The organism is Dyadobacter sp. (assembly GCF_051859145.1).
Taxonomy (GTDB): Bacteria; Bacteroidota; Bacteroidia; order Cytophagales; family Spirosomataceae; genus Dyadobacter.
Window position 1 is genome coordinate 1 of the sequence record NZ_JBHYGF010000438.1, and the last position, 3,203, is coordinate 3,203.

At 45.5% G+C, this 3,203-nt stretch carries 2 protein-coding genes; both read left to right on the top strand.

Annotation, left to right across the window (positions count from 1 at the left end):
• Nucleotides 1–45: 45 nt before the first annotated feature.
• Nucleotides 46–798, top strand: a complete 753-nt coding sequence (locus ACTIE6_RS21220) for an isoprenyl transferase (protein ID WP_439558540.1) — start codon at nt 46–48, stop codon at nt 796–798.
• A gap of 66 nt (nt 799–864) precedes the next feature.
• A partial coding sequence (gene bamA / locus ACTIE6_RS21225) for an outer membrane protein assembly factor BamA (protein WP_439558541.1) occupies nt 865–3,203 on the top strand: 2,339 nt, incomplete at its 3' end.

Sequence of the window (3,203 nt, forward strand, 5' to 3'; positions counted from 1 at the left end):
TTGTTCAATTGTTTTGTTAAAAAAGGTTAAAGGGAGTCAGGAGTAATGAAGGAGCTCATTGATGCGGGCAATCTGCCGAAGCACATCGCCGTTATCATGGACGGTAACGGAAGGTGGGCTCAAAACCAGGGTGCGGCCCGGGTTTTTGGCCACCGCAATGCGATAAAGGCGGTAAGAGAAGTGACAGAAGGTTGTGCGGAAATAGGTGTTTCATACCTTACTCTCTATGCATTTTCTACTGAAAACTGGGCTCGTCCCGAGTTCGAGGTCAGGGCATTGATGGAGCTGCTTGTTCAGTCAATCAGGAACGAGCTGCCTACTATGCTTAAAAACAATGTTCGGCTGGACACGATCGGAGATACAAAAAGTTTGCCGGGAAGCTGCCAGCGACAACTTGCCGAGGCAATTGAAGCTACACAGGCAAATACGGGTCTCAACTTAATTCTCGCATTAGGTTACAGCGGTAAATGGGATATTACCCAGGCTGCTAAGAAACTTGCAGAAGATGTTCAAAACGGCACTTTGACACCGGGAGAAATCAATGAAGAAATGCTTTCGGCAAGACTTGCAACAGAAGCGAGGCCGGCAGTTGACTTAATGCTCCGTACCGGGGGCGACCACCGGATCAGCAACTTCCTTTTGTGGCAGCTCGCGTACTCCGAGCTGTATTTTTATGAAGATCTTTTTTGGCCTGATTTCCGTCGGGAGCATTTATACGAGGCGATCCTTTCCTACCAGAACAGGGAGAGGCGATTTGGAAAAACAGGCGAACAAATAAAAGCGAATAGTGCTAAGTAGAACAATATGAACCTTCTTACAAATTTGAATAAATCACTAGCACATCTGAAAGGTCTGACAGCATTAATGCTGATCTGTTCCTGCTTTTCGGTCAATGCACAGCGCGTAGGTATTGGAGCAAGCGGCCGCCCCGCTACGCCGGCAGCGAGCAGTGTAATGGATCCGGCTAATCCTAAAGAATACACGATAGCCGAGGTTACCGTATCCGGTACTCAATTCCTGGATCCCAATTCAATGGTTTCTATTTCGGGTTTAAAACCTGGCGACAAGATCAGGCTTCCGGGACCAGCTATTCCATCCTCGATCAAAAAGATGATGGACTTTGGTACGTTGGACGATGTGGAAATTTTGTATACCAAAATCCAGGACGACAAGGTTTGGTTAAATATCCACATTAAAGAGCGCCCGAGACTTTATAAGGTATCTTTTTCTGGTATCCGCAAAGGTGAAAGAGAGACATTGAATGACAAGGTTAAGCTGATAAAAGGGCGCGTTATTACGCCAACTGTTATCAAGAATACACAGCTTGTTATCAAGAAGTACTATATGGATAAAGGATTTTACTACACCAAAGTAAAGGTGTTGCAGATCCCTGATTCCACCCGCGGCCAGGCCACATTGAACTTCACAATTACAAAAGGTAAGAAGGTCAAAATTGAAAAAATCGATATCCAGGGGAATACTGCAATCAGCGATAAAATCCTGAAAAGGAAAATGAAGGGTACCAAGCAAAAACGAATTGGCCGCCTTTTCAACCCATCTAAATACATTCCCAAGAAATACGACGAAGACAAGGAAAAGCTCATTGCCTATTACCGCAAGAATGGTTACCGCGATGCTACGATCGAGTTTGATACCATCAAAAATGGTGACGAAACGATCAGTATTGACATGAAAATCGACGAGGGTACGAAATACTATTATCGTGATATTACCTGGTCGGGTAACTACTTATATACCTCGAAATACCTGAGCGAACGTTTGGGTGTGAAGAAAGGAGACGTTTACAATCCTGAGGAACTGGACAAGAAAATCAATGGTATCCCTGGCGGCGACGTAAGCTCCATTTATATGGACGACGGTTACCTGTATTTCCGCATTGAACCTACTGAGAAGGCAGTAGATGGTGATTCCATTGATGTTGAATTACGGATGTTCGAAGGTAAGCAAGCGACGATCAACAGAATTTTGCTTAACGGGAACACGAAGACGAGCGACCGCGTGGTATTGCGGGAGCTGTTTACATTGCCGGGACAGAAATTCAGTAAGACCGAGATTATCAATACCCAGCGCCAGCTTTCACAAATGGGTTATTTTGATCCGGAGAAAATCCAGATCAATCCGATCCCGAACCAGTCAGATGGTACCGTGGATATTGAATACACCGTGGAAGAAAAACCATCTGACCAGATCGAATTATCCGGGGGTTGGGGAGGTTACATCGGTTTTGTTGGTACACTTGGTTTGGTGTTCAATAACTTTTCTTTGAAGAACATCCCAAACCGTGAAACCTGGCGGCCGCTTCCTTCCGGTGACGGTCAGAAGCTTTCACTTCGTTTCCAGGCGAACGGACGTCAGTACCAGACTTACTCAATGTCGTTCAGTGAGCCGTGGCTCGGAGGTAAAAAGCCGATCAACTTCGGAGTTTCATTGCAGCGCACAGTTTACCGCCTTACGGACCTGAATTCAATGTACGGTATCGGCGGATTAAACGGAGGTTCGAGAACCATTAATTACCGAGGCGGATACTATAATAATGGGGTTACCATTTCATTGGGACGACGTTTGAAAGAACCGGATCGGAACCTGGTGATGACCCACGCGCTTTCTTTCCAGAGATATCGTCTGGATGATCTGGATATTTTTGGAAATGGTTATACAAAGGGAAATTCTAATAACATTTCTTTTAACACGACCATCTCAAGAAATACATTAAGTGATTTCCAATTTCCAAGAAATGGAAGCAATATCTCGCTGAGTGCTACCGCTACACCGCCTTATTCGGCTTTCAGAAAGAAGGAATTTACTGATAAAAACGATTCTTACCGCTGGGTTGAATACCACAAATGGATGTTCGATGCAAGTTACTACGCGACCATTGTCGGCAAGCTGGTTTTAAGCACCCGCGCGCACATGGGTTTCCTGGGTAATTACGATGGTTCGAATGTTTACAGCCCGTTTGGTCGCTTTATAGTTGGTGGATCCGGTTTGGCAGGACAAGGTACATTCTCACTTGCGGATCAGGATATCATCGGTCTTCGTGGCTATAAGGATCAAATGGTTGGGCCGATTTCGCAATCAGGTCGCCCAGCTTCCGGAGGGGGGGTTGTTTACAACAAATACGTGATGGAGCTTCGTTACCCTGTATCACTTAACCCGCAGGCGACAATTTTCATTCTTGGTTT

Bases quoted from the DNA above. Each gene is read 5' to 3' on its own strand.
- ACTIE6_RS21220 (WP_439558540.1), top strand. From the start codon at position 46: ATGAAGGAGCTCATTGATGCGGGCAATCTGCCGAAGCACATCGCCGTT.